Annotated in this window: 21 protein-coding genes; 16 read left to right on the top strand and 5 right to left on the bottom strand. The window is 52.1% G+C overall.

Translation table 11 applies throughout. From position 1 onward, the window contains the following. Window positions 1-168: 168 nt before the first annotated feature. From AB8809_RS22915 to AB8809_RS22855, 13 genes are all read left to right on the top strand, one after another. Complete coding sequence (locus AB8809_RS22915; RefSeq protein ID WP_349856873.1) at window positions 169-1,176, top strand: 3-oxoacyl-[acyl-carrier-protein] synthase III C-terminal domain-containing protein; 1,008 nt, start codon at window positions 169-171, stop codon at window positions 1,174-1,176. Beyond that, entirely contained in the window at window positions 1,173-2,201 is a 1,029-nt protein-coding gene (locus AB8809_RS22910; RefSeq protein ID WP_349856872.1) for an NAD(P)-dependent oxidoreductase, read from the top strand. The genes AB8809_RS22915 and AB8809_RS22910 overlap by 4 nt, the downstream gene beginning before the upstream one ends. After that, window positions 2,194-3,000, top strand: a complete 807-nt coding sequence (locus AB8809_RS22905) for an MBL fold metallo-hydrolase (RefSeq protein WP_349856871.1) — start codon at window positions 2,194-2,196, stop codon at window positions 2,998-3,000. Before AB8809_RS22910 ends, AB8809_RS22905 begins: the two co-directional genes overlap by 8 nt. Continuing rightward, a complete protein-coding gene (locus AB8809_RS22900; RefSeq protein WP_349856870.1) occupies window positions 2,997-4,283 on the top strand; it encodes a F390 synthetase-related protein in 1,287 nt (428 codons plus the stop codon). The genes AB8809_RS22905 and AB8809_RS22900 overlap by 4 nt, the downstream gene beginning before the upstream one ends. Continuing rightward, window positions 4,283-4,936 (top strand): phosphatase PAP2 family protein, encoded by a 654-nt coding sequence (locus AB8809_RS22895; protein WP_349856869.1) that lies wholly within the window; start codon window positions 4,283-4,285, stop codon window positions 4,934-4,936. Before AB8809_RS22900 ends, AB8809_RS22895 begins: the two co-directional genes overlap by 1 nt. A gap of 4 nt (window positions 4,937-4,940) precedes the next feature. Next, window positions 4,941-6,065, top strand: a complete 1,125-nt coding sequence (locus AB8809_RS22890; RefSeq protein WP_349856868.1) for a sterol desaturase family protein — start codon at window positions 4,941-4,943, stop codon at window positions 6,063-6,065. Beyond that, window positions 6,058-7,197, top strand: a complete 1,140-nt coding sequence (locus AB8809_RS22885) for an acyl-CoA desaturase (protein ID WP_349856867.1) — start codon at window positions 6,058-6,060, stop codon at window positions 7,195-7,197. Before AB8809_RS22890 ends, AB8809_RS22885 begins: the two co-directional genes overlap by 8 nt. Continuing rightward, the gene (locus tag AB8809_RS22880; protein ID WP_349856939.1) at window positions 7,197-8,294 is read left to right on the top strand and encodes an acyl-CoA desaturase; all 1,098 of its coding nucleotides are present in this window, start codon (window positions 7,197-7,199) and stop codon (window positions 8,292-8,294) included. Before AB8809_RS22885 ends, AB8809_RS22880 begins: the two co-directional genes overlap by 1 nt. A gap of 56 nt (window positions 8,295-8,350) precedes the next feature. Continuing rightward, a complete protein-coding gene (locus AB8809_RS22875) occupies window positions 8,351-9,280 on the top strand; it encodes a lysozyme inhibitor LprI family protein (RefSeq protein WP_349856866.1) in 930 nt (309 codons plus the stop codon). Window positions 9,281-9,568: 288 nt separating this feature from the next. Then, window positions 9,569-11,008, top strand: a complete 1,440-nt coding sequence (gene aldA / locus AB8809_RS22870; protein WP_015842219.1) for an aldehyde dehydrogenase — start codon at window positions 9,569-9,571, stop codon at window positions 11,006-11,008. Window positions 11,009-11,219: 211 nt separating this feature from the next. Next, complete coding sequence (lldD, locus tag AB8809_RS22865; RefSeq protein ID WP_205947267.1) at window positions 11,220-12,380, top strand: FMN-dependent L-lactate dehydrogenase LldD; 1,161 nt, start codon at window positions 11,220-11,222, stop codon at window positions 12,378-12,380. Window positions 12,381-12,493: 113 nt separating this feature from the next. Next, window positions 12,494-12,994: a GrpB family protein gene (locus AB8809_RS22860; protein ID WP_349856864.1), complete on the top strand. Its 501-nt coding sequence runs from the start codon at window positions 12,494-12,496 to the stop codon at window positions 12,992-12,994. Between the two features lie 93 nt (window positions 12,995-13,087). Further along, complete coding sequence (locus AB8809_RS22855; protein WP_043881847.1) at window positions 13,088-14,287, top strand: AI-2E family transporter; 1,200 nt, start codon at window positions 13,088-13,090, stop codon at window positions 14,285-14,287. Between the two features lie 10 nt (window positions 14,288-14,297). On the opposite strand, the gene AB8809_RS22850 is transcribed toward AB8809_RS22855, so the two are convergent. Together AB8809_RS22850 and AB8809_RS22845 are read right to left on the bottom strand one after the other, a co-directional pair. Further along, a complete protein-coding gene (locus AB8809_RS22850) occupies window positions 14,298-14,408 on the bottom strand; it encodes a DUF596 domain-containing protein (RefSeq protein ID WP_257981980.1) in 111 nt (36 codons plus the stop codon). Between the two features lie 11 nt (window positions 14,409-14,419). Next, the gene (locus tag AB8809_RS22845) at window positions 14,420-14,806 is read right to left on the bottom strand and encodes a hypothetical protein (RefSeq protein ID WP_349856863.1); all 387 of its coding nucleotides are present in this window, start codon (window positions 14,804-14,806) and stop codon (window positions 14,420-14,422) included. 113 nt (window positions 14,807-14,919) lie between these two features. On the opposite strand from AB8809_RS22845, the gene AB8809_RS22840 reads away from it, so the two are divergent. Next, window positions 14,920-15,465 carry a hypothetical protein gene (locus AB8809_RS22840; RefSeq protein ID WP_349856862.1) on the top strand — a complete coding sequence of 182 codons (546 nt, stop codon included), beginning with the start codon at window positions 14,920-14,922 and terminating at the stop codon, window positions 15,463-15,465. A gap of 47 nt (window positions 15,466-15,512) precedes the next feature. On the opposite strand, the gene AB8809_RS22835 is transcribed toward AB8809_RS22840, so the two are convergent. Continuing rightward, entirely contained in the window at window positions 15,513-16,070 is a 558-nt protein-coding gene (locus AB8809_RS22835; protein WP_349856861.1) for a hypothetical protein, read from the bottom strand. A gap of 262 nt (window positions 16,071-16,332) precedes the next feature. Between AB8809_RS22835 and AB8809_RS22830 the strand changes: the two genes are divergently transcribed. After that, window positions 16,333-16,695: a hypothetical protein gene (locus AB8809_RS22830; protein WP_342413478.1), complete on the top strand. Its 363-nt coding sequence runs from the start codon at window positions 16,333-16,335 to the stop codon at window positions 16,693-16,695. A 565-nt stretch (window positions 16,696-17,260) separates the two neighbouring features. Then, complete coding sequence (locus tag AB8809_RS22825) at window positions 17,261-17,740, top strand: Hcp family type VI secretion system effector (RefSeq protein ID WP_039550285.1); 480 nt, start codon at window positions 17,261-17,263, stop codon at window positions 17,738-17,740. A 17-nt stretch (window positions 17,741-17,757) separates the two neighbouring features. Here AB8809_RS22825 and AB8809_RS22820 read toward each other — a convergent pair whose 3' ends face one another. Together AB8809_RS22820 and AB8809_RS22815 are read right to left on the bottom strand one after the other, a co-directional pair. Beyond that, a complete protein-coding gene (locus tag AB8809_RS22820) occupies window positions 17,758-17,955 on the bottom strand; it encodes a hypothetical protein (RefSeq protein ID WP_182100935.1) in 198 nt (65 codons plus the stop codon). Continuing rightward, window positions 17,952-18,647, bottom strand: a complete 696-nt coding sequence (locus tag AB8809_RS22815; RefSeq protein WP_182100936.1) for a hypothetical protein — start codon at window positions 18,645-18,647, stop codon at window positions 17,952-17,954. The genes AB8809_RS22820 and AB8809_RS22815 overlap by 4 nt, the downstream gene beginning before the upstream one ends. Window positions 18,648-18,691: the final 44 nt, after the last annotated feature.

Raw genomic sequence — 18,691 nt, 5'->3', positions numbered from 1 at the left:
GAGAATAGCGAAAAAGTATCGGGATGGAATAGTGTTACCGCACAGCTTAAGATTTCAATTCGTGGTGATTTCGTTATTCTTAGCAGAAGAATGAATAAATACTACGCACGATAGCCTTATCGTACGCAGGTAAAACGATAATAAATCTGGAAAGGATTGATATTGAAGATGCAACGTCACGCATTCACTAAGGGATTGGTTCCACTAAAGATTATTTCTACCGGCAGTGCGCTTCCTGCGCAGCGGGTGACCTCGGCTGAATTAGATGTGCGGCTCAATAAACCTGCTGGTTATGTCGAAAGCCGTTCCGGTATTCTCTATCGCCACCATGCGGACAATCATGCCAGCCAGGCCGAACTCGGTGTCGCGGCATTAAATGATGCGCTGACGCGGGGCGTTATTTCTCCGGCTTCCATTGACCTGCTGCTGTTTGCTTCTGCGATTCCCATTCAGGCGCTGCCTTATAGCGCCAGCCATGTATTAAAAGCGTCGTCTTTGCCGAAAGGGACAGCCTGTTTTGATATTAACAGCAGCTGCGTCAGCTTTATTTCCGCGCTTCAGGTGGCCGCTGGGCTGTTAAATACCGGCGCTTATCGACGCATTGCCATTGTGTCTACCGAACTTGCGTCGCGCGGTATTGATTGGGATGACGAAGAATCGTCGCTGATTTTTGGTGATGGTGCCGCGTGCGCGATTGTCGAACGCGGTGATGGCCACAGCGGTATTGCTGCATGTCTGCTGGAAACGTATCCGAAGGGCAATGAACTGTGCCAAATCCGCGCAGGCGGCACCTTGCGTAACCCGCGTGCAGGGATGGAATTGCATGACTTTCTGTTCCATATGCAGGGAAAACGGCTGTTCAGGCAGGCTTCTGCACTGATTGAGGGCTATCTGCAACGGCTGCTGGAGGCGAGTGGTTTCACGCTTGAGCAGATGGCGGTGGTGGTTCCGCATCAGGCCAGCCACCTGTCGCTGGAACACATGCGTAAGCGACTGGCGATCCCGACGGAAAGACTGATTGATATTTACCGCTATCACGGTAATCAGGTGGCGGCCTCAATTCCAACGGCGCTGCATCACGCCATCGTGACGCAACGCCTGCCTGAGGGGGAGCCCGCCATGCTGGTCGGCACGGCTGCCGGGTTGACGCTGGGCGGGATGGTTCTGATCCCATGAGAGTCTTCGTCACGGGTGCAACCAGCGGGCTGGGGCGTAACGCGGTGGACTGGCTGCTTCAGGCTGGGCATCAGGTGCTGGCGTGCGGGCGCGATCGCACGGTAGGCAAACAGCTTGAAGCTCAGGGCGCACAGTTCATCGGTATCGATTTGGTGGAAACCTCGGTAGACCTGTTTCGATCGCTGATGGCGGGCTGTGACGTGGTCTGGCACTGTGCCGCGAAATCATCGCCGTGGGGGCAATATCGCGATTTTTATCAGAATAATACCGAGGTGACGGCACGCCTGGCCGACGCCGCTGGGCAGTTGGGTATCCCGCGTTTTGTGCACATCTCCACGCCCGCGATTTACTTCGATTACCAGCACCACTTGAATATTGATGAAAGCTACCGCGCGGCGCGTTTTGCCAATCACTATGCGCAGACCAAATTTCTGGCGGAAGAGCGACTTCAGGCGCTGACGTCACGCTACCCGCAAACCACCTACGTGATTCTGCGCCCGCGCGGTCTGTTTGGTCCGCATGATCGCGTGATTCTGCCGCGAGTGCTGGAGCAGATCGCGGTGGGCGGCGGCGTGTTGCGACTTCCGCGCGGTGGTGAGGCGCTGCTGGATCTCACGTTTGTCGGCAACGTTGTGGAAGCGATGGCGCTTGCCAGCGAGCGAACGGGGTTAGTGTCTGGTTCGGTGTACAACATCACCAATCATGAGCCCGCACGCCTTGTCGATATGCTGGAGCAACTGCTGGCAGGGCAATTGGGGATGCATTATCGCGTCAAAGCGGTGCCGTATCCGTTGTTGCACACGGTGGCAGGTGGTATGGAGCTGCTCTCGTGCTTTAGTCGGAAAGAGCCGCTGCTAACGCGCTACAGTGCGGGAGCGGTGAATTTTGATATGACGCTCAGCGCGAAGAAAGCCAAACAGGAACTGGGGTATCAGCCGCGTTTCTCCCTTCAGCAGGGCATTGAGCTGACCGGCGACTGGTTCAGAGCGCATCTTGCACAGCGGAGCACGGACGGACATGGCTAATATTTCAACGTTTGAAGTCGGGTACTGCCTGCATCCAGGCTGTATGGCGCTGCGTGGCGCGGGGTGGAAGGTATGCCGTTTTCCGGCACGCGTCTGGATGCTGGAGAGTCAGGGTAAGCGCTGGTTGTGGGACACCGGCTATGCGCAGCATTTTACCGATGCCACGCGATCCGGCCTGTTCCAGCTGTACCGCAGAATGACGCCGGTGCATTTTGAGACGAAAGACACGCTGATTCACCAGCTACATGGGCAGGGGATTCAGCCTGCGGACATCGACGGCCTGATTATTTCCCATTTTCATGGCGACCATATTGCAGGGCTGCGGGATTTCCCCGACGTCCCGTTTATCTGTTCGGGACTGGGATGGCAGCAGACGCGGAATCTGCGCGGTTTCGCCGCTCTGAAACGGGCGTTTGTGCCTGCCCTGATCCCTGAGCATTTCGAGCAGGCGCTTCAGTTTGTCGAAAACTTCCCGCTTACCGATCTGCCAGCCGAGCTGGCACCCTTTACGCAAGGTTATGCGCTGCCGGGTAGCGATAAAGAGATCGTGCTGGTGCCACTGCCCGGTCATGCCGCCGGACACCTCGGCGCGTTTGTGCTGACTGAAAATGGCTGGGTGCTGCTGGCAAGCGATGCCGCCTGGTCGCCGCACAGTTATCGCGAAGGCCGCGGGCCGTCGCGTTTGGCGAATCTGGTGATGGACGATCCAAAAGCCTATTACCACACGTTGGATCAGCTACATCAGTTGCACCTGAACGGACAGGTTGAGATTCGACTGTGCCATGAGGGCGACCTATGATTCCGCTGATGACCCTCTGGCACTATTTCCGTGCCAGACGCCTCACCTTTTCTACTCGTCAGGGGCTTGAACACCATCAACAGCGCCAGCTTGCTCGCTTTGCACGGCGGGTGCTGGCGCGTAGTCCCTATTTCCGCCCGTACTGCCAGCTTCCGATTACCTCCTGGCCGATGATGGATAAAGCCGTGATGATGGCCGAATTCGATCGGATGAACACCGCGGGGCTTAAGCGGGATGAACTGCTCGCCTGCGCGCGCCGCAGTGAGGAGGATCGTGACTTCACGCCGAATGTGAACGGGTTCAGCGTCGGGCTGTCGTCCGGCACCTCCGGGCAGCGTGGGCTGTTTGTCGTTAGCCCGCGTGAACAGCAGGTGTGGGCGGGGGGCATGTTGGCGAAAATGCTGCCGGACGGCTTACGTGCTGGCGAGCGGGTAGCGCTGTTCCTGCGGGCGGATAACAATCTGTACCACAGTGTGGATAACCGCTGGCTCAGTCTGTCGTTTTACGATCTGTTTGCGCCGTTTTCCGAACATGTTTCGCGGCTGGAAACGTGGTCGCCGTCGATTATCGTTGCTCCTGCACAGGTGCTGCGCGAGTTGGCGCTGGCGGTGCAGCGCGGTGAACTGCGCCTGTCTGTCAAAAAGGTGATTTCCGTGGCCGAGGTGCTGGAGCCGCAGGATAAACAATTGCTCCAGCAGGTTTTCGGGCAGGTGGGGGAAGTGTATCAGGCGACGGAAGGCTTTCTGGCATCGACCTGTGAACACGGTACGCTGCATCTCAACGAGGAATTTGTGCACATTGAGCCGCAGTGGCTGGATGACGAACGCTTTACGCCCATCATTACCGATTTCACCCGCAGCACGCAGCCGATTGTGCGCTATCGGCTGGACGATGTATTGGTGAAGCAAAAAACACCCTGTGCGTGTGGCCGGGTGACGATGGCGATTGCCCGCATCGAAGGGCGCAGCGATGACTGCCTGCGACTGCCGGATAGTCACGGTGAGCCTCAGACCGTGTTTGCGGATCTCTGTAGCCGGATTATTGCCAATGCGCTGCCGCTACATGCCGACTATCGGCTGGTGCAGCAGGGGGAAACGACGCTGCGTTTGTCCGCCGCGTGCAGCCTACCGGAGCTGGAGGCCTGTCGGGACAGTCTGGCGCAGCAGTTTGCGTTGCAGGGCATTGAGGTGTCGCGTCTGCGGTGGCAGTTAATCGCCGGTGAGATTGCGCCAGCATTGACGCAAAAGCGCAGACGGATTACCCGCCTGAAGGGGGACGTATAATGCGACTTCCTCAAAGCACGATGCTATTACGGCTGAAAGCGCTGCTCTTCGGCTGGGGATCGGTCGGCGTGGTGTATCAACTGAGCGCGCAGTTTCAGGGGCAGGGAACGGTGCTGCCGACGTCATTCATTGATGAATGGATTCCCTTTAGCCCCTCGGCTATCTGGCTGTATCTCTCCTTTTTCATCATCGTGCCGCTGTCTTATTTATCCTGCCCGATAGCACGTCTGGCGGGGTTACGCCGGGCAACGCAGCTCACTGCGTTAATCGCGGGCGCGGTGTACCTGATTTTCCCGACCACGATGGTTTATCCTCAGGCTGTCGGGGACGATTTTTCCACTCGTTTGCTACAGCTTTTGCAGCGTATCGACTCACCGCAGAATTGCCTGCCGTCGCTGCATATTGCGCTAACGGTGCTGGCAGTTTGGGCGATGAGCGATAACCAGCAGAAGGTGAAAACCGGTGTGTATCTGCTGTGGGGGATGGCGATTGCCTTTTCCATCCTGCAACTACGTCGGCATCTGTTCATCGATCTGGTGACCGGGGCGATGTTGGCGGGCATGACCGGATGGATTTTTCTGCGTAGCCGGGAGACGGTGACGGCAGTTTCCCCACGAGCCCCGCTGCCTAACGATAAGCGCCATCAGGAATGAAATCATGATCGATTTGGCATTACCCATTGTCTTCATGCTGGTTGTAGTGATTGGTGAAGCGCTGGTTCTACAGTGGATGCGGCGTGAGACGGTGAACTGGCATGACGTGGTGTTCAACCTGAACTCAGGGCATATCATGCTGTGGCTGTTTCGCAGCGTGGAGATTTTTTGCTATGGCTATGTCGCGGCGCATTTCAGTTTGGGCTGGGTGGAAACCTGGCCACCGGTACTGATGTGGTTGTTCGCGCTACTCGCCTGGGATTTCGGCTTTTATTGGCTACATCGCCTGCACCATACCTTTGGCGTGCTGTGGGCGGTACATGTGGTGCACCATCAGGGCGAACATTTCAATCTGTCGCTGGGCGTGCGTAACTCCTGGTATTCCTCGCTGACCTCGATTCCGTTCTTCCTGATTCTGGCGCTACTTGGTGTGCCGCTGTACGTGTTTATCACCGTCTCCATCCTGCATTACAGCGTTCAGCTCTTCAACCATAACGCCATGACGCCCAAACTGGGCTGGCTGGAAAAGGTGCTGGTGACGCCAGCACACCATCGCGTCCACCACGTGAACGATCGCGCTTATGCCGATAAGAACTTCGGCGGCACCTTTATTTTTTGGGACAAGCTGTTCGGCAGCTTTTGCCCACAGTTGCCCGACACGCCTTTTCGCTATGGCGCAGGCAAAGACAGGCCATCAAACAATCCGTTTTGGGCCAGTAACCTGCCTTTTATGCAGTACCTGAAGCTGTCGGTGCGCCGTACGCGTCGGGCAACGTTTCACTGTACGCCAGTGGCGTTGCTTACCGGTGCGATGCTGCTGTTTGCGCTGGTCGTCGGTTATGTCTATCTGTATGGCTACGGTTATGAGTCCGCTAATCTGCCGCAGGTGGCGCTTTTCCTGCTGCTGGTGAGCGGGGCGGTCGCGTTGGGCGGAATTTCCGAAGGGCGGCGCTGGGGCATTTACGTTTGGTTATTCGTGGTGTTGCTATTCCCTGCGGTGTTTCTTGTCTATCTGGGCTGGGAAGCGCTTTACTGGAAGATCGCCATGTTGGCACTGGCGCTGCACGGGCTGGCGATGGTGTTCGGCTGGGGTCGACATCCTCTGACTGGAGAGCATGACAATGGCTAATGACCTTCCCGCCAGACCGTATCCGGCGCAGGGTGAACAGGCCTTTCATCGGGCGTTACAGCGCGAAACGTCGGCCTACCTGCGTGCTAATCACGATCATCGCTTTGCCGATAGCGGTCAGTTCGTGAAGGCCGGATTACTCTTTTTAGGCTGCATCGCCTGTTATTCCCTGAGCTTGATACAGCAGACGGCATGGGCATTCTTCCTGAGCTATTTTTCTTTCATCATGCTGTCGATGGTATTGAATATCATCGTGAATCATGACGCCTCCCATAATACGTTTTTCCGTAATCGAACGCTCAATCGCATCGTCGGGCGGATCGTGACGCTGCCGTTAGGCATCGATCCTGACTACTGGCGGTTGCGTCATGTGGACTTCCACCATATTTACCCGAATGTGGAGCATTACGATCTGGATACGGAAGAGAATGGGATTTTTCGTCAAACGCCTTTCCAGCGCCACCGTGCCTACATGCGCTATCAGCACCTTTACTGGCCGCTGGTGGCCTCCCTGTCGCTCCCCTATATCGCCTGGGTTTTTGACTGGGCCGATCGGTTGGGTAAAACCCCCGTTAACGCTCGTTCCGTGCAGTCAGGCTACCGTGGGTGGATGATTTTTATCGGCAGTAAAATCGGTCATATCGTGCTGCTACTGGTGATTCCTATCGTGGTGGGAGCTGCACAGGGCATTAGCCCAGGCATCGTGCTGTTAAGTTATTTGCTGGGCCAGATGTTGGCCTCACTGCTGGTGGTCTTTTTACTGCTGGGGTCGCACTGGGCGGAAACGGAATTTTATGCCGTGACCGATACGGAGGCCATGCCCCTGGGCTGGTATCAGCACAACTTTGCAACCGCCTGCGACTGGCTACCGACGCCGCGCTGGCTTGCGCACTGGACGGGAGGGCTGCACTTACACCTGACGCATCATCTTTTTCCGGGGTGGCACCATCGTCATTACCCTGCGCTCGCCGCTATTTTACGGCGCCTTGCCGCCGAGCATGGTATGGACTATCGCTGCATTACCTACCGCGAGCTATTGGCAAGCCAGCGTCGGTTTTTAAAATCGATGGGGGAAGGTTGCGATCAACGCACAGCGCAACGTGCCGAGGAAGAGGGAAGGGAGGAAGGATGATGCCCGCACCGCTGAAGCCGCTCCGCTATGAACAAGGTCGCGATCTGGCGTTACATCGAGCGCTGATGAAGGCGGCGAATGACTATCTGGCAGAAACGGGCGATCACCGTTTTGCCAACGCCGGATTTATCGGCAAGATGCTGTTTCTGGTGGCGCTGTGTCTGACGTTTTATGGCTTCAGCCTCCGGCAGATGACGCTATGGGGTTTTGCCGGCTGCTATTTTGGCTTTATTTTTACCGCTATGTTTCTGGCGGTGAACGTGGTGCATGACGCCTCGCATAACGTCTTTTTCCGGCAGCCGTGGGCGAATCGCCTGCTCAATATCGTAGTGAGTATTCCGCTCGGTATGGATTCCGACTGCTGGCGAGTGAGGCATGTGATTTTCCATCATGCACACGTGAATGTGCAGTACTACGACCTCGATATCGAAGAGAACGGTGTCTTGCGTCAATCGCCCTACCATCGGTTTCGCTTTTTTATGCGCGCCCAGCGCTATTACTGGCCGCTGGTGGCATCACTGACCTTCCCCTGCATCATCTGGTTTTTTGACTGGATCGATCGCGCGGGGAAAACGCAGGTAACGCGCAATATGACGCTTCAGGGTGTGAAGGGCTGGGGCATTTTCCTGCTTTCAAAAGCACTGCATGCCCTGCTGGCGCTGGCGATCCCTTACTGGCTGTTGTCGCCGACCATCATTAGCGTCGGCTCGCTGCTGCTGGTGTATCTGCTGAGCCAGATGCTGTCGTCGCTGATTTTTGTTGTCCTGATTCTGGGGTCGCACTGGGCAAAAGGAACGTTCTATCAGGCACCGGAAGATGGGTTATTCCGACATGGTCGCTATCAGCACACCTTTTCTACCACGGTGGATTGGTCTACCCGTCCCGCCTGGCTTGGTTATTGGCTAGGGCAGCTCAATATGCACCTGACCCACCATATTTTCCCCAACTGGAATCATCGGCACTATCCTGCGCTATCCAAAATTATTGCGGACGTCGCCCCGCGTTATGGCATTGATTATCAATGCATTACGTTGAAGGTGATTTTGGTTGAGCAGCAGCGGTTTCTTAAAAAGATGGGAAAGGGCAGCGAAAAATAACCATTACCCATTTTATCAGCTAGTTAGGTTTTTTATTTTTCAGGGAGCGATACGTTATGCGTTATTTATCTCTGGCCGTTTCATCCCTGCTGTGTCTTTTCACCTCATCCGTCTGGGCGATGGATTGCAGCAAGGCCAGTACAGACAGCGAGAAAATGATTTGCGCCAGCAGCCGCTTACAGCAGCTTGATACCGTCTTGAACAAGGCCTATCAGGGTTACGTGAAACAAGCAGACAAAGCGCAGGCGCGTCAGGAGCAGCGCGCCTGGTTGGCCGAACGTGACCGCTGTCAGGATGACGTTTGTCTGGGGAATGAGATGGTTTCCCGTATTCAGGCGCTGTCCGGTAGTGAAAATATCTCCCTGATTACGCAGGCATCAGACCAGTGGGACTTTGTGCTCAGTGTGGCGACGTGCGATCTCGACTCTTCTTACTCAACTTGTGAAGGCCCCGGCACGCTGGATATCTTTAAGAAAGGACGCGGCGACCTGTTCCAGCGTATCACGATGGAAAATATGTTCATCGAACTGAACAATAAAGGCGAAGTGACGGCGAATCTGATCGAGGTTTATGGTGAGAACAACAGTGGGCTGGTGATTGATGACGCTAACTTCGATCACCACGCGGATATTATGCTGCGCAATGGCAATAGCGGCGCTTACGGCGGGCCGTCTTACGATGTGTTCCTGTTCGATGTGGAAAAGCAGCAGTTTACCCAGAATGCGCCGCTGACCGAATTAGCCAGCTCCAACCTCGGCCTGTTCGAGATCGATGAAAAAAGTAAGACCATCACCACGTTTACCAAAAGCGGCTGCTGCTGGCACCAATGGTCGACCTACCAGATCGCTAACAATAACCCCGTCCTGATTGCCGAAACCACGGAAGCCTACTCCGAAGAGAAACAGGCGATGGTGGCCACCACTCGCGAACTGGTGGGCGGCACGTGGAAGGAGAGGGAAGAGATCGTTAAAACCGACGAACCCTAAGGTTTTCCTGCTTGAGAGACGGCGCCGTCGTTGAATGCGGCGCCTGTCACTGCTTCGCCTATTCCCCCATTGTCGTTATTCCCCAGCGTTCTCCGAGACTTTACAAAAGTGTTACGTCAGGCGTGCTCAGCATGGCTTTTTTGCCACTTGCTAGACTGAGATGGCAGCCATGAAAAGGTAAATGCCGCGCAAATCGCGCAGCATGGCAAAACTTCACAAAAAAAACGTGTTTTTTTAACAACTCGTTTATGCGTTGTATTCCCTTACCCTACTTTGGAGACGCCTGACATGAGCACCACCCAGAAACGTATGTACATCAACGGTGAGTTTGTTGAAAACAGCAGCGGGAAGTGGATTGATGTGGTGAATCCGGCCACAGAGCAGGTCATTTCGCAGATCCCGGAAGGCTCTGCTGACGATGCGAAGAGAGCGATAGACGCGGCAGAGGCCGCACAGCCGGGCTGGGAAGCGCTGCCTGCGGTTGAACGCGGCGTCTGGCTGCATAAGATCGCCGACGGTATCCGCGAGCGCGAAGCCGAACTGACCGATACCATCATTGCAGAAGGCGGTAAAACGCACGGTCTGGCGCAGACGGAAGTGCTGTTCACCGCTGACTACCTCGACTACATGGCGGAGTGGGCGCGCCGTTATGAAGGTGAAATTATTCAGAGTGACCGGCCGAACGAAAACATCTTCGTTTTCCGCAAAGCGATTGGCGTCACGACCGGTATTCTGCCGTGGAACTTCCCCTTCTTCCTGATTGCGCGTAAAGCGGCGCCTGCGCTGATCACCGGCAATACCATCGTCATCAAACCGAGCGAAATTACACCGAATAATGCAGTGATTTTCGCCGAAATCATTCACAAGATTGGTCTGCCGAAAGGCGTCATCAATTTCGTGACCGGCTACGGCCCGACGGTCGGGCAAGAGCTGGCCGCTAACCCGAAAGTCGGCATGGTTAGCCTGACTGGCAGCGTGGCGGCGGGGATTGCGACCATGACGGCGGCGGCGCAGAACGTCACCAAGGTGTCGCTGGAACTGGGCGGTAAAGCGCCAGCTATCGTGATGGACGATGCCGATCTCGATCTGGCCGTGAAAGCGATTGTCAGTTCCCGCGTCATCAATAGCGGGCAGGTGTGTAACTGCGCCGAGCGCGTTTACGTACAGAAAGGCATTTACGACGAATTTATCGCGCGTATTAAAGCTGCGATGGAGCAGGTGACTTTCGGCAACACGGCGGAGAAAAAAGCGCTGGATATGGGGCCACTGATCAGCGCGGCGGCGTTACAGCGTGTGGAAGACAAAGTCGCAAAAGCGGTATCGCAGGGCGCGAAAGTGTTGCTTGGTGGCAAGCGAGAAAGCGGTACGGGCTATTTCTACCCGCCCACGCTGCTGGTGGACGTGAAACAGGAGATGCCGATCATGCACGAAGAGGTGTTTGGTCCGGTGCTGCCCGTCGCCACCTTCGACACGCTGGAAGAGGCGATTAAAATGGCAAACGACAGCGAATACGGCCTGACGTCATCGATCTATACTCAAAACATCAACACCGCGATGAAAGCGCTGAAAGGGCTGAAGTTCGGCGAAACCTACATCAACCGTGAGAACTTCGAGGCGATGCAGGGATTCCATGCGGGCTGGCGTAAATCCGGTGTAGGTGGCGCGGACGGCAAACATGGCTTGCAGGAATACCTGCAAACGCATGTCGCGTACCTTCAATTTCACTAACAGGTAATTTCACCAAAGGTAATGCCGATCGTTTAAGCATCGAGATACACGGGGCGACCACTGGGGTGAGGTGTCCCTGCGGGAACCTCCCCCTGTGTTTCCCCTAAAAACGGGCTTACGTGAACAGCATAATTTCACTAAAAGCAGCTCCAGTAACGGTCATTACTGACCGCAAGAATGACACCAACAAGAAGAAGGATGGGAAAGGACGATGATCATCTCTGCTTCAACGGACTACCGGGCGGCGGCGCAGCGTAAGCTGCCGCCATTTCTTTTCCACTACGTCGATGGCGGTGCGTATGGCGAGCACACGCTCAGGCGTAATACCGCCGATCTGGCGGATATCGCGCTGCGTCAGCGTATCCTGAAAAATGTCTCCGACCTTAGCCTGGAAACACAGCTGTTTGGCGAAAAACTGGCGATGCCGGTGGTGTTGGCGCCCGTTGGCCTGACTGGAATGTACGCCCGACGCGGCGAGGTGCAGGCCGCCCGTGCGGCGGCGCAGAAGGGCATACCCTTTACGCTGTCTACCGTCTCTGTCTGCCCGATTGAGGAGGTGGCACCGACTATCGAGCGGCCGCTGTGGTTCCAGCTCTATGTGTTAAAAGATCGCGGTTTTATGCGCAACGTGCTGGAGCGCGCGCAGGCCGCCGGGGTCAAGACGCTGGTATTTACCGTGGATATGCCGACGCCGGGCGCGCGCTATCGCGATGCGCACTCTGGCATGAGCGGCCCGAATGCGGCGATACGCCGTGTTTTGCAGGCGATGGTGCATCCACAGTGGGCATGGGATGTTGGCCTGAACGGTAAACCGCACGATCTGGGCAACGTTTCCGCCTATCGCGGCACGCCGACGACGCTGGAAAACTATATCGGCTGGCTGGCGGAGAATTTCGATTCCTCTATTTCCTGGCAGGATTTGGCGTGGATCCGCGAGATGTGGAAAGGGCCGATGATCATCAAAGGCATTCTTGACCCGGAAGATGCCAAAGAAGCCGTGAAATTCGGTGCAGACGGCATCGTGGTCTCTAACCACGGCGGTCGCCAGTTGGACGGCGTGCTATCGACGGCACATGCGCTGCCAGCCATCGCCGATGCGGTGAAAGGCGATATCACCATTCTGGCGGATTCCGGTATTCGTACTGGTCTGGACGTGGTGCGCATGATTGCGCTGGGGGCGGATAGCGTGATGCTCGGGCGCGCGTTTGTCTACGCGTTAGCGGCGGCGGGCGAAGCGGGCGTGGTTAACCTGCTGAACCTGATCGAAAAAGAGATGCGTGTGGCGATGACGCTCACGGGTGCTAAGTCGATTGCTGATATCACCACCGATTCGCTGGTGCAGGCGACTCAGCGGCGTTTGGATGGCCTGTAAGCCCCCATCAAGCGGCGAGACGCTTCCTCTCGCCGCGTTTCCCGATGGCTTTTGAATCGTCCCCTGAACGTTGATACCCTTTACACGATAAGGCCGTGTTGGGAGAGCAGTGAATGGGTGGACGGACAATTACCGTAGTGGATTACGATCCACAGTGGGCGACAAATTATGCAACGGCGGCAAGGGAACTCACGCAGGCGCTCGGCGAAGTTGTGGTAAATGTGCATCACATCGGCAGCACGGCCGTGCTGGGGCTATCCGCTAAGCCGTTGATTGATATGCTGCTGGAAGTGGTTTCGTTATCCGCTTTGGACAGCTTCGATCATGTCATGGTCGATCTGGGCTATCGTCCTCGTGGCGAAAACGGAATAGCGGGACGTCGTTACTACACCAAAGGTGGCGATGTGCGCACGCACCATCTTCACGCTTTTGTTGTGGGTGATGGGCATATTCAGCGGCACCTGGCTTTCCGGGATTATCTGCGGGCAAACCCAGCCGTATGTGCCGAGTACACGGCAATAAAACGCGCCGCTGCACTGGCGTGCGACGATGATGCTGCCGTGTATAGCCAGTTAAAAAATGACTTTATTGCCACTCATGAGGCGCTCGCCTAGCCGTTTCCTCAGCACTATGCGCTCTTTCCGGTATTGCAAACGCCCCACTTCGTTCTATATTTCGAGAGCAGATTGAATGAAGGGGAAATCGTTGTGAATATTAAAGGGCTTACGAAGGGATTCTTCATCCTTATCTTATTTGTCGTCACGCTGGCGTTTTTTGACATACTGGCACCGTATTATTCCGCCATCTTGTGGGCGGCGGTGTTGGCCGTCATCTTCCATCCGCTGAAAAGCAAAATTCGGCAAAAACTGAATGATCGCAACGGTGTTGCCTCGCTGCTGACGGTGCTGATCATCTTCCTGATCGTCTTCATTCCATTGGGGGTCATTGTCTCCTCGCTGGTGGTTGAGATTAACGGGGTTTATACCCGATTGCAGGACAGCAATACGCAATTCCCGGTGGTGCTGGCGGAGCTGCTTCAACATCTGCCGAAGTGGGCGCGGCATTTCCTGGCGGAGCACAATCTGGATAACGCCGCCAAAATACAGCAAGAGCTGTCTCAGGTCGCGCTGAAAGGCGGGCAATATCTGGCGGGCAGCGTGTTACTGATCGGCAAAGGCACCTTCACCTTCTTCATTGGTTTCGGGGTGATGCTCTACCTGCTGTTCTTCCTCCTGAAAGACGGTTCCTATCTGGTAAACCTGATTCTGGAATCGCTGCCGCTTTCCACCCATGTGAAGCACCACCTGCTGGTGAAGTTTGCCGCGGTATCCCGGGCGACCGTAAAGGGCACCGCCGTGGTGGCGATTGTGCAGGGGACGCTGGGCGGCATTGCATTCTCCATCGCAGGGATAGAAGGTAGCCTGCTGTGGGGCTCGCTGATGGCGTTCCTGTCGCTGATTCCTGCCGTGGGCTCGGCGATTATCTGGGTGCCTGCTGCGGTCTTCCTGTTCGCCACGGATATGCTCTGGCAGGCGATCTTCATTGTCGCGTTCTTCGTGCTGGTGATTGGGCTGGTGGATAACATTCTGCGTCCGCTTCTGGTGGGGAAAGACACCAAAATGCCGGATTACCTGATTCTGATCGCCACGCTGGGCGGCATGGAAATCTACGGGATTAACGGTTTTGTGATTGGTCCGCTGATTGCTGCGCTGTTCATCGCCTGCTGGAACATCCTGTCCGGGCGTGACAATCAGGAAAATATTGAAGGTATCGACGAAGATTTTATCGAGGAAGGCCGTCTTTACGCGAGTACGATCACTCCCGAAGAGGCCGATGCCGCGGTGAACCAAACGGCAGATGATCGGGCTGTAGAATCTCAGAGTGTGGAGAATAAGAAGGCTGAGTGAGTCGCCTGCGCTAAGTCCAAATCTCTTGCCCTTCGGGCGTGATCCACACCACGCCTGCGGGGGCTTTGGCTAAGAACCACAGGCCAAATTCGTCTTTTGTCCCCTCTTCAGCACGCGTCAGAGGCTCAGATTTCAGCGCGTGGGGTCATACGCCTTTGCCTCGACGTCCCACGGTATGCTGTGGTCGTCGACCGCGACGTACCATTCACAGTGTGTCAGGGCGAGGCGTATTTCGGATAAACACTGGCACCAGTGCTGCACGCCAACCCAGGTGGCTTCCTCGTCATTATTGGGAAGTGTGGTTGAGCCAGAAAACACGATCCCTTTTCTGAATACGTTACCGGTTTTCACGTTGAGGGCGAAATCAAAGGATTCCCAATTCAGGCCCTCGCCAGTCGTCAGGTATTTCTCAATTTTTTCGTCAACGGAATGGCGTCGGATAATCTCCTTTACGGCAGAGATCTCTTGTGGGCTCAGGGATTTTTTGCGTCGCGCGGTGTAATAGAGCGAAATTGCCATGTTGCCTCGTTTATTAATAGTGTTTAAGGTGAGGTAATCCAGAATCAATTTTCGAATAAAAAACGACGTAAAATAATCAGGATGTTCTGATTTTATAAAGGTAAGGGATGGTTATGTTTGGGAAAATGCTTCTGATTGGAATGGGCGCGGTATTACTTAGCGGATGTTCGGTCGCAACCTATAGCCATAAGCTGGAAGATTATCAGGGTGCTGATCGTGTGGGTATCACGTTCGATAATCGCAATCTCGACTATATTCGCGTTTATCCGACGACTGACAGATGTATTAATATTGATGCACCAGAAAATGGCTATACCAATAATGCATTTGGGTTCCAAACTAAACTCAATAATAAAGAACTCGGCTTCCCAGCTATTCCAGAAACACCAACGATGATTCGTGAATTTTGGGTCAGCGCGCAACACAATATTGCAGTCAGAATGATTGCTGCGAATGGTGGATTTAGTTCCGTGACCTTTAAGCCCGTGGTGGGGAATTACTATTATGTTACTGGTAAATTTGTTGATACTTATTCGCCACGCCGCATTGAAGTCTACGAAGTGTTCAAGACGGAAAAAGGTTACTACGACCGTCGCCCCGTCAAAGATTTGATGCTGAAAAACTGCGGTGGATTTGATTCCAGAGTGCATAAGTTTTAATGCTGCTACTCGGCCAGACGCGATCTGTCTGGCCGCCTTCACTATGTTTAGGTGAGCTGTTTCCCGGAAAACGTGCCGGCATACCAGGCATCCATCACCGACAGCAGGTTTTTCACTTCTTCGACGGTCAGGCCATAAGAATTCGCGTTTTCATGCGGTTTAACGACGAGCAGCGGAACATCGGCACGCGTGTGCAGGTAATCGAACTGATATTCCACCTCTGTGTTGTAAAACAGACTTCCGCCAACGTTTCCGGCCTTACGTAATTGCTTGATCTGTTTATCTTGCGCATTCGGATCTTCTGCCCAAATCAGGAAATCACGCAGCGGCTGCGTCTGGCGTGCAAAATCATCACGCGTGAAGCCGAAATAGGCATAACGCTTTCCTACCACTAACGCAATTTTGCTCTTATCGTCAGTAATCCTGACATTAAAAGATCGCTTATCCACTGTGCAGTCACGAAACTGCGGTTTGTAATCACAGGCAGAAAGATTCTCTGCTTCATAAACTTCATAAAGACGCATCGTGGCGTATTTATCGAAGGTGGTGAGCGCCTTGCAGCCGGTTAACACAAGAAGAATAACGGGGAGGACGAGGTAACGCATGGCGGTTGTTTTTCCCTGTTTTGTTGCGGGTGAAGATATTCCTGAGATGGCATTAAGTGGTGACGGTGGTGTCGATAAATGCCATATGGCCTAGGGATAGGTAGTCAAAAGCACTATGCTTTAGAGCTTATTTGATTAAATAAAACTCTAGCTAATAATATATCTGTCATGGGTTGCCGATATGCAATTTATGATGCTTTCGTAAAAATATCACCTTAATTTATAAAGATTCTCTATCAATCGAAGACAGGAGTAAATCATTATGAATACCTCTAAAGTTGTTCGAACATTATTAGTTTCCTCTATTTTTATTTTTACCTCTACTGTTGCGCATGCGGGCTATCTGGATTTTTCATCAAACTGGAATGCAGTAAGCACTGTAGACATGAGTAAGCGCTCAGCTGAAAACGTTGTTAAACAATGTCCTACGGTCAGTGCTTATGCCAACATGGCAGGATCGACAACGGGTGCGATGGTCGTTGCTGGTCCCCATACTACGGCAACTGATAAAAATATGCATTTAACGGTAAGATTGTATAAAAATAATAAACATGAGAAGTCATGTCATGTTTATATTAATACTAAGCAGCAATACACTAGCTGTAATTGTGAATACACATCCTGATTTTATTTTGATTAAATTCTAAGACCCATCCTTTTCATTTTAAGGAAATATAAATTCAATCAACGCCATTGTATTGATATCTTGGATATGGATGGGTCACTAATATAGTTACTATTTTTATTCCAGATTTTATATTAAATGCCAAGAATAAATAGAAATCCTGATGCTTTTGTCAGAGAAGGTATGCTGAGTTTTCTGCTTATTCCCCACTGTTGCCATATCGAAAAATCAGTGATTATTTGATATGTAAAAGTCGGTTGAATAACGTTTTTGTATCACAGCTAGATGATTAATAATGTTGGAAGAATAGAACGAATTTACGTAAGTGAGAAAATCATGACAAAGATAGACTGATAAAATTATTAAAAAACGTCAGGAAGGTCGGCTGTCGATTATAATAGTATTTGTTGTAAAGGGTATCCTTTAAGCGATATTTCATGATTCATGAAATTACACGAAAACATTGGGTTTTTTATTTTAAATACTCACCTTAGGGCGTATTATATCCATGCAGTTGATACTACGGTTTTGTGCCGTAGAGTGGGATTTTTTGTATGGAGGCATAATGTCCAACCTTATTTATCTTAGCGTTACCGGGGAAAAGCAGGGACTGATATCAGCAGGTTGTTCGTCGCTGGATTCTATTGGAAACAAGTATCAATCCGCACATGAGAATGAAATTTTTGTTTATGAGTTGGTGAATAACATTAGTCGGGAAGAAAATATTTCTCTTCTTCCTGTAGAAATCAGAAAACCAATTGATAAAGCCACACCACTTTTCGCTCAGGCAATTAATGATAAGGAAAAACTGGAGTGCGTTTTTTCTTTCTATAGAACGGCTCAATCTGGTGGGAATGAACTTTATTTTAAGATGAAGCTTCGGGATGCGCTTATCAGCAATATCCGTTTTTTCTATCCTAACTCACTGACACATAATGAAGTTCAGCCACAGGAAAGCGTATCATTCAAATTTGCTTCTATTGAATGGGAACATGTTATTGCAAGAACAAGTGCATACATGCTTTGGCAGAATGTAGCCTACTGATAATATTAAAGGCCGATTTACTTTCGGCCTGATTTTTTTGAAAAGAATTTTACGTCAACATAAACAATAATGACAATAGAAAGAATAGTCAGTTTTCCCCAATGCTCAGGGATGAATTCGTAGAATAAAACACCTAAACCAATCATTAGCGCCATCGTGGTATATGTGTTAATAAACTCTTTAGCTGCATAAGAAAATATTTTCTTTAAGCTCATTTTTTTAGAATTCCATTTATTGCTTCTGTGATATCGATTTTGTCATAGGGATTTCTTGGCACGTAGGGGGACAGGCGTTCTTCAAATACGAAGTACAACATTTCAACCTGCATAGCATAGAGAGACCAATATAGCTCTGGGCATACATTATGTAGGTGTCGTGCAGACATCGCGGCTTTCTGAACCTTGCCATGAAAAGTGAGAGCACTTAATCCTATTAGTGAGTATTTATTAATCGATCGGCGAATCGATAGTGAAAAATTTAGCGAAGATGCAATATGTTTTGCAAGCAGATAAGCAACTGACATTTTTATTGCTCTATTTGTAGTCATGTCTGAAGCAATTGATATACCTAATATAGCTTTAGCTATTAATTTTTGCTCTCTTTCCTCAGTATCTTTTAATAAAATTTTTATATAAGCAACTAGAATATCAAGTATTACATCTCTTCTTTTGTATATTTGCTTTATGGCAAGGTACATCCTTCCATTTTCAGATTTCAATTGCTGACAATCGTCATTGTATTTCTCTATAAAACAAGATGAATACCATGTCACTCTTTCTATTCCACTATACAAATCAGAAGCAATGCTTACGGTGTTTTCTTTAAATTTATGCGCAATGCTATCTAAGTGAGTGGCGAGAGCTCTTTCAGATTCCATTTTGTATTTTAAATAATCTGATAATTGCATTACATATCCCTTTTACAAATTTTTTCTCCTTTTATGCAGGCAGC

Origin of the sequence: Pectobacterium aroidearum (genome assembly GCF_041228105.1) — a bacterium.
In the GTDB taxonomy this organism is placed as follows: domain Bacteria; phylum Pseudomonadota; class Gammaproteobacteria; order Enterobacterales; family Enterobacteriaceae; genus Pectobacterium; species Pectobacterium aroidearum.
This window is presented reverse-complemented; position numbering and strand designations above follow the sequence as displayed.